The sequence below is a fragment of the Streptomyces sp. GESEQ-4 genome (assembly GCF_017948455.1).
In the GTDB taxonomy this organism is placed as follows: Bacteria; Actinomycetota; Actinomycetes; order Streptomycetales; family Streptomycetaceae; genus Streptomyces.
In genome coordinates, this window is sequence record NZ_JAFFSU010000015.1 from 198,522 (window position 1) to 206,407 (window position 7,886).

Consider the following 7,886-nt stretch of genomic DNA (forward strand, 5'->3'; position numbering starts at 1 on the left):
GGGTAGACCCAAGGGTCGCTCAGAACTCATCGCCGTGCGGGGACTTTTTTCGTACGTCTTCTCGTACGACGCTCAGTTGGCGGCCATCGGCAGCGCCGCCAGTTCGGCGACGGTCAGGGTGAGCGGGCCGAACAGGGCCAGCAGGGCGCCGGCGCGGAGGGCGGCGGCGCTGCGGAGCATGGCGGTGGGGGCACCGAGGCGCAGGAGGGCGGCGGTGGTGTCGGCGCGGGCCTGCTTCGCCTCCACGGCGGCGGTGAGGAGGGTGGCCGCGGTGCAGCCGACGACCACGAGGGCGCCGAGGTCGGTGAGCGATCCGAGGGGCTGGACCTCGGTGTCGTGGACGAGGGCGGTCGTGTACGCCGCCGAGGCTACGGCGCAGACGATGCCCAGGGGGCGGCCGATGCGGGCGGACTCCGCCATGAGGACGCGGCCCGCGAGGAGGCGCAGGGCGCCGGGGTGGGCGGACTGGAGGAGGCGGCCGCAGAGGTGGGTGAGGCCGGGGGCGGCGAGGGCGAGGCCGAGGGCGGTGAGGGCCCAGCCCGCGAGGAGGCCGGGGGAGGTGGGGTCTGCGGTGCGGCTGGCGTAGGCCTCTACGGTGAGGCCTGCGGCGAGGACGGTGATGCCCCAGGGGAGGCCGCGGGGCGCTTCGCGGGGGGCTGGGGGGTCGGGGTCGGGGACGTCGGCCGGTGCGGCGTCCGGGGTTGCCGCTGAGGGGTCGGTCGCGCTGCCCGGCGCTTGCGGGGTGCCGCCTGCGCCCACCCGTGCCGCCCCAGGCGGCACGACTGCCCGCAGCTGGGCGGGACGGCTGCCCGCAACTTGGCGGCCGAAGCGTCCGTACGCCCCGAACGTCTCGCGTGCCGCCGCCAAGCCGTACGCGCCGAAGCGGCCGTATTTCCGGGGGGCACCGGGGCTGCGTGGGTCCTTCGGGCGTAGTGCCAGGGCTGTCGAGAGGGACGCTGTTGCGGGTACCAGGGACAGCAGCGTCAGGGTTGCCGGGAGGGGCAGGGGTTGCCCTGTCGCCAGGTACTCCGTTGCCGCGCCGTCGAACGGTACGCCCGTGAGGTCGCCTCGTAGGTGGAGGAAGGTCACGAGGGCGAGGAGGGAGCCGAGGGTGGTGGCGAGGGCGGTCGTGAGGGCGGAGGTGATCATCAGGCGGGCCGGGCCCAGGCCGATTGCGGAGAGGCCGGGGCGGGGTTTGGTTCCCGGGTCCGTGCGGGCCACCGCCACGGCGAAGTAGACCGTGGTGGCGAGGGGGGCCGTGCACCAGGTCAGGCGGAGGGTCGACGCGGCGGGGTCCTGGTGGGACATCGCGTGGCCCAGGGCGGAGAGAAGCAGGAAGCCCGTCGCGGCCGAGGCGGCGGCCACCGCGAGGCGGCGCAGATGTACGGCGGGCTGGGCGACGCGGGTCAGACGGAGAGCGAGCACGCGGCCCGGCCTTCCGACTCGGTGACCGGGGGCAGATGCACCGTGGTCACGCGCCGGCCGTCCAGGAGGGAGACCGTGCGGTCCGCGACCGCCGCCGTTTCCGGGTCGTGCGTCGCCAGGATCACGGTGATGCCGTGCGAGCGGGCCGCCGTGGTGAGCGTGCGCAGGACGTGGCCGCGGTCGGCGCGGTGCAGGGGGGCCGTCGGTTCGTCCGCGAACAGCACCATGGGGGTCGGGGCCAGGGCCCTGGCGAGCGAGACGCGCTGGCGCTCCGCCTGGACCATCTCGTGCGGCCGCTTACGGGCACGGTCGCCGACGTCCAGACGCTCCAGCCACTCCATCGCGGCCACCTTGGCGCGACGGCGACTGGTGCCGCGGAGCATCAGCGGCAGGGCGGCGTTCTCCCAGGCGTTGAGTTCGGGGACGAGCAGCGGGGCCGGGTCGATCCAGGCGAAGCGGTCGCGGCGCAGCCGTTCCCGGGCGATCGGGCCCATGGTGTGCACCGGCAGGCTGTTGAACCAGACCTCGCCGCGCAACGGTCGTACCAGACCGGACAGACATCTCAGCAGCGTCGTCTTGCCGCTGCCGCGCGGGCCGCTCACCGCGACGATCTCGCCCTCCTGGACGTGGAGGGAGACGCCGCCGAGCGCGGGCGAGCCGTCGTCGTGCTGGAAGTGCAGGGCGCGTGCCCAGAGAACGTCGTTGTCCGGCGGAGCCACCATGGGCGTACACCTCGTTCAGTCCGTAATTCCCGGTGCCGATCCCCCAGGCGGGGGAACGAAGGCAGGGCCGGCCAGTTACAAGGCACGCTAGGGATGTGGGGCAGCAACGCCGGACAGCACGCGGCCCGGGTGCACCCTTCTCACTCGCATGGGTGCACCCGGGCCGCACAGGCGCCGGGGCTTTACAGCTTCGTCCACGCCTCCGTCAGCGTCGCGCGCAGGATCTGCTCGATCTCGTCGAACGTCTCCTGGTTGGAGATCAGCGGTGGGGCGAGCTGGACGACCGGGTCGCCGCGGTCGTCGGCACGGCAGTACAGGCCGTTGTCGTAGAGCGCCTTGGAGAGGAAGCCGTACAGGACGCGCTCGGTCTCCTCGTCGTCGAAGGACTCCTTGGTCGCCTTGTCCTTGACCAGCTCGATGCCGTAGAAGAAGCCGTTGCCGCGGACGTCGCCGACGATCGGCAGGTCGTGAAGCTTCTCCAGGGTCGACCGGAACGCGCCCTCGTTGTCGAGGACGTGCTGGTTGAGGCCCTCGCGCTCGAAGAGGTCGAGGTTGGCGAGGCCGACCGCGGCGGAGACCGGGTGACCGCCGAAGGTGTAGCCGTGCAGGAAGACGTTGTCCTCCTTGTAGAACGGCTCGGCGAGGCGGTCGGAGATGACACAGGCGCCGATCGGGGAGTAGCCCGAGGTCATGCCCTTGGCGCAGGTGATCATGTCCGGGACGTAGTCGAACTTGTCGCAGGCGAACATCGTGCCGAGGCGGCCGAAGGCGCAGATGACCTCGTCCGAGACCAGCAGTACGTCGTACTGGTCGCAGATCTCGCGGACGCGCTGGAAGTAGCCGGGCGGGGGCGGGAAGCAGCCGCCCGCGTTCTGCACGGGCTCCAGGAAGACGGCCGCGACCGTGTCCGCGCCCTCGAAGAGAATCTGCTGCTCGATCTGGTCGGCGGCCCAGCGGCCGAAGGCCTCCGGGTCGTCGCCGAAGAGCGGGGCGCGGTAGATGTTGGTGTTCGGGACCTTGTGCGCGCCCGGCACCAGCGGCTCGAAGGGGGCCTTCAGGGCCGGCAGACCCGTGATGGACAGGGCGCCCTGCGGGGTGCCGTGGTACGCGACCGCGCGGGAGATCACCTTGTGCTTGGTGGGCTTGCCGACCAGCTTGAAGTACTGCTTGGCCAGCTTCCAGGCGGTCTCCACCGCCTCGCCGCCGCCGGTGGTGAAGAAGACCTTGTTCAGGTCGCCGGGGGCGTGGTGCGCGAGGCGCTCGGCCAGCTCGATGGCCTTCGGGTGGGCGTAGGACCACACCGGGAAGAACGCCAGCTCCTGGGCCTGCTTGAAGGCGGTCTCCGCCAGCTCCACGCGGCCGTGGCCCGCCTGGACCACGAACAGACCGGCGAGACCGTCGAGGTACCGCTTGCCCTTGTCGTCGTAGATGTAGGTGCCCTCGCCCCGGACGATCGTGGGGACGGGGGACTTCTCGTACGAGGACATGCGGGTGAAGTGCATCCACAGGTGGTCGTACGCGGTCTGGCTGAGGTCCTTGGTACTCACGGTTATCGGGTCCTCACGGTTATCGGGTTCCCCACATGTATGTCTGCTTCTTGAGCTTCAGATAGACGAAGCTCTCGGTGGAGCGCACTCCGGGGATGGCCCGGATGCGTCGGTTGATGACCTCCAGGAGGTGGTCGTCGTCCTCGCAGACGATCTCCACCATCAGGTCGAAGGAGCCGGCGGTCATCACCACGTACTCGCATTCGGACATGGCGGTCAGCGCGTCGGCCACGGACTCCACGTCGCCCTCGACGTGGATGCCGACCATCGCCTGCCGGCGGAAGCCCACGGTGAGTGGGTCCGTGACGGCGACGATCTGCATCACGCCCTGGTCGAGCAGCTTCTGGACGCGCTGACGCACGGCCGCCTCGGAGAGGCCGACGGCCTTGCCGATCGCGGCGTATGGCCGGCGGCCGTCCTCCTGGAGCTGTTCGATGATGGCGAGGGAGACGGCGTCCAGCTGGGGATTGCCGTTCCGCTGATCTGCGCTTCGACTGGCCACGACCTTACTGTGCATGACGTCTCGACAGTTCCGCAAGGCTGGGGCGATGAAATTCGTTGTTTACATAGCCTGGACTTGCGGATTTCGCAGAAACGGCGCGATCTGGGCTGTTGAAAACGTGGGCCGCGGGACTAGGGTGGGTGTCTCAGTCAATGGACAGTTCGACCTGACAGGAGGCCGGCAGTGAGCACCGAGCTGCGTCGTCTGCGCAATTACATCGACGGTGAGTTCCGGGACGCCGCCGACGGACGGACCACCGAGGTGGTCAACCCCGTGACGGGCGAGGCGTACGCGACCGCGCCGCTGTCCGGGCAGGCGGACGTCGACGCCGCGATGGCTGCCGCCGCCGCGGCCTTCCCGGCCTGGCGCGACACCACCCCGGCCGAGCGGCAGAAGGCCCTCCTGAAGATCGCGGACGCGTTCGAGGAGCGGGCGGAGGAATTGATCGCGGCCGAGGTGGAGAACACCGGCAAGCCGATCGGGCTCACCCGGTCCGAGGAGATCCCGCCGATGGTCGACCAGATCCGGTTCTTCGCCGGGGCGGCGCGGATGCTGGAAGGCCGTTCCGCCGGTGAGTACATGGAGGGGCTGACCTCGATCGTCCGGCGCGAGCCGGTCGGCGTCTGCGCGCAGGTCGCGCCGTGGAACTACCCGATGATGATGGCCGTATGGAAGTTCGCGCCGGCGCTGGCCGCGGGCAACACGGTCGTCCTCAAGCCGTCCGACACGACTCCGGCGTCGACGGTCCTGATCGCCGAGATCATCGGGTCGATCGTGCCCAAGGGTGTCTTCAACGTCATCTGCGGCGACCGTGAGAGCGGGCGGATGATGGTCGAGCACCCCGTCCCGGCGATGGCCTCCATCACCGGTTCCGTGCGCGCCGGCATGCAGGTCGCCGAGTCCGCGTCCAAGGACGTCAAGCGGGTCCACCTGGAGCTGGGCGGCAAGGCGCCGGTCGTCGTCTTCGAGGACACCGACATCGCCAAGGCCGTCGAGGACATCTCCGTCGCGGGCTTCTTCAACGCCGGTCAGGACTGTACGGCCGCCTGCCGCGTCCTCGTCCACGAGGCGATCCACGACGAGTTCGTCGCGGCGCTGGCGAAGGCCGCGGCCGACACGAAGACGGGGCAGCCGGACGATGAGGACGTGCTGTACGGGCCGCTGAACAACCCGAACCAGCTGAAGCAGGTGACCGGGTTCATCGAGCGGCTGCCGGCGCACGCGCGCGTGGAGGCCGGGGGCAAGCGGGTCGGCGACAAGGGGTACTTCTTCGCGCCGACCGTCGTTTCCGGCGTCAAGCAGGACGACGAGATCATCCAGAAGGAGGTCTTCGGGCCGGTCATCACCGTTCAGTCCTTCTCGAACGAGGAGCAGGCCGTCGAGTGGGCGAACGGTGTGGAGTACGCGCTCGCGTCGTCGGTGTGGACGAAGGACCACGGGCGTGCGATGCGGATGTCCAAGGCGCTGGACTTCGGGTGCGTGTGGATCAACACGCATATTCCGCTGGTTGCGGAGATGCCGCACGGTGGGTTCAAGAAGTCGGGGTACGGCAAGGATCTTTCGGCGTACGGGTTCGATGACTACACGCGGATCAAGCATGTGATGACGTCGCTGGAGGGGTAGGTCGTTGGTTGGCTGCGGGTGCGTGGGGGCTGGTCGCGCCCACGCGGCGGAGCCGCAAATCGATACAGCCCCGCGCCCCTAACGGCGTTGCGGTCAACGGGGCTCGACGCTCCTCCCTCTCCCGTCGGTCCGTGCTGGACTTGACCACGCAGTTGGAGGCGGGAGTGTCGGTTCGGCGAAGTGAGCCGGTCGGTCATCAAGGAGAGCGACTCCTCCCCTCCGACGGAGCGCCGCCGGAGGTCCCCCTCGTGCAGCCGCCGCTGGGTCGCCGGGTGTGGACCCGGCCCCTCCTGTTCGGCCTGGTCCTCCTCGTTGTCTACGTCGTCGAATCCACCGTCTCGGCCCGGTCGGCGGTCTACCTGCGCCAGAGCCTCGCCGCCTCCCTCACGGAGCCGCCGCTGGGTCGCGGCCTACCAGGCCGGCACAGTCGTGGGCCGCGCCGCCACCGCCCGACTCGTGCAACGGTTCGGAGTGGTCTCGCCTCCGCCGCGCGGCTGCGTCCCGATGCCTCGGAGGCGGTCCTGGCGCGCCTGAACTCTTCAACTACGTCAGCGTCATCACCGGCGGAGCCGTGAGCGAACTCCTAGGCTCCACCGGCCAGTTCCCGTCTTGCCTACGCGGCTCCGGCCGCCCTGGCGTTCCTTCTCCTGAAGCCAGGCCGGCCGATGGAGGGGGATTGCCCGTGTGGTGCTTGCCGGGCGCAGGCACGGCGATGGGCTCAGGGCGGCCGTACCGCCGCTGCCGTGGTGAGTGATACCCCCAGATGGCCCAGAGGTCATCCGGCGCCCAAGCCGTCAGGCGTGGCCGGGACGGTTTCGCGTACAACCAAGTACACCGCGTGCACCGCGAGCACACGCTCGATCTCGTCGATGATCGGTGCGAAAAACTGCTGTCGGTGGTCCGCGTCCGTCATGGAGGTGACCGCGAAGTACATGCTGCCGAACGCCGCGAAGAGCGTGGCGTTCCGCAACATCGCGACCGGGATGACGGGGAAAAGGACAGACGTCTCGGGTTTCTCGCCGATCCACTGTTCCGCCGTCTCGGGCGTGACCACCAGCACGCCCAGAGCAAGGAAGAAGGCGAACAGCGCCGAGCCGACCACCGCCGCCTGCACGAGCTGGCGGCTGGCCAGCATCAGCAGCAGATTGCGTTCCTGCCGTGCGGTCAGCGGCATTGCAGGCAGCTGACCGCCGGACGCCAGGTGTTCGACCGGCGCACCGGCCAAGGGCGTGCCCTGGCACGCCGCCGACAGAGTGGGCAGGCTGAGATCCTGCTCGACCCGGCCGATCTCGTCGCGCAGGCGGGCAGCGGCGGCAAGCACGGTGATCGCAGCGAAAAGCACGACGACGAGCCCGACGCGCCACCACGCCAACCGGTTCATGGCCTGCCACAACTCGCCGGTGAAGAACAGGAAGAGTGTGACGAAGAGCAACGCCGGCAGTGCCCGGCCCAGCAGGTGCACGCTGTTGCGCAGATCAAAGACCGAGTGACGGATCGCCCGGCGCAGCAGCGTGCCGAGGCCGTATGTCGTGGCGACAAGTGTGGCGACGAAGGCTGCGGCGAAGAAGATCACGAAACCCAGCAGGCCGGCCACGTTGCCGCCCGGCGGAGTGACGGCTCCGTCGACGGCGAGCTGCAACAGAGGTACCGCGACCGGCATCGTGGCATACACGGAGAGGATCGCAATGACGGTCCTGCGCGAGAAACGGGGAAGCCGCCGTACGAAAACGGTACTTGTACCCCACGCGGCCAGCGTCATCACGGCGACGCCACCAAGGAGGACCCACCCCTGCGAACCCGCGGACCTGAGCGGGACGAGCCAGGCCAGGCTGGCCAGCGCCACGAAGGCCAGCGACGGCAGCATGCGGGGGAGTACGTGACCGACGAAGCCGTAACCCTCGATCATCGTGGGTACGCCTCGCCGGACGAACCAATGCTCGGTTCGGCGCAGCGTCGCCTGCGACACCGTGTACGGCATGGTTGATCGGCCCTTTGGTCACCACGGAATGAGCGATCCGAACATCAACTCGACCGCACCTTATGCCAAGGCTCATGACCAGTGACGGC

The 7,886-nt window shown here is 69.6% G+C and carries 6 protein-coding genes; 1 reads left to right on the forward strand and 5 read right to left on the reverse strand.

Going from position 1 to position 7,886, the window contains the following annotated elements; genetic code table 11:
• Positions 1-72: 72 nt before the first annotated feature.
• From KCH48_RS27375 to KCH48_RS27390, 4 genes are all read right to left on the reverse strand, one after another.
• Positions 73-1,425 carry a hypothetical protein gene (locus KCH48_RS27375; protein ID WP_210577521.1) on the reverse strand — a complete coding sequence of 451 codons (1,353 nt, stop codon included), beginning with the start codon at positions 1,423-1,425 and terminating at the stop codon, positions 73-75.
• Entirely contained in the window at positions 1,407-2,147 is a 741-nt protein-coding gene (locus KCH48_RS27380; protein WP_210577523.1) for an ABC transporter ATP-binding protein, read from the reverse strand. Before KCH48_RS27380 ends, KCH48_RS27375 begins: the two co-directional genes overlap by 19 nt.
• Positions 2,148-2,329: 182 nt before the next feature.
• The gene (locus KCH48_RS27385) at positions 2,330-3,694 is read right to left on the reverse strand and encodes an aspartate aminotransferase family protein (protein WP_210577529.1); all 1,365 of its coding nucleotides are present in this window, start codon (positions 3,692-3,694) and stop codon (positions 2,330-2,332) included.
• A 19-nt stretch (positions 3,695-3,713) separates the two neighbouring features.
• Positions 3,714-4,211, reverse strand: a complete 498-nt coding sequence (locus KCH48_RS27390) for an Lrp/AsnC family transcriptional regulator (RefSeq protein WP_210577530.1) — start codon at positions 4,209-4,211, stop codon at positions 3,714-3,716.
• 168 nt (positions 4,212-4,379) lie between these two features.
• Between KCH48_RS27390 and KCH48_RS27395 the strand changes: the two genes are divergently transcribed.
• The gene (locus tag KCH48_RS27395; protein ID WP_210577532.1) at positions 4,380-5,819 is read left to right on the forward strand and encodes a gamma-aminobutyraldehyde dehydrogenase; all 1,440 of its coding nucleotides are present in this window, start codon (positions 4,380-4,382) and stop codon (positions 5,817-5,819) included.
• Positions 5,820-6,594: 775 nt separating this feature from the next.
• On the opposite strand, the gene KCH48_RS27400 is transcribed toward KCH48_RS27395, so the two are convergent.
• On the reverse strand, positions 6,595-7,797 hold the full coding sequence (locus KCH48_RS27400; RefSeq protein WP_210577533.1) for a hypothetical protein: 1,203 nt from the start codon (positions 7,795-7,797) through the stop codon (positions 6,595-6,597).
• Positions 7,798-7,886 lie beyond the last annotated feature (89 nt).

Coding starts and splice junctions, on each gene's coding strand:
- KCH48_RS27380 (WP_210577523.1), bottom strand. CDS start 2,147: ATGGTGGCTCCGCCGGACAACGACGTTCTCTGGGCACGCGCCCTGCAC.
- KCH48_RS27390 (WP_210577530.1), bottom strand. CDS start 4,211: ATGCACAGTAAGGTCGTGGCCAGTCGAAGCGCAGATCAGCGGAACGGC.
- KCH48_RS27400 (WP_210577533.1), bottom strand. CDS start 7,797: ATGCCGTACACGGTGTCGCAGGCGACGCTGCGCCGAACCGAGCATTGG.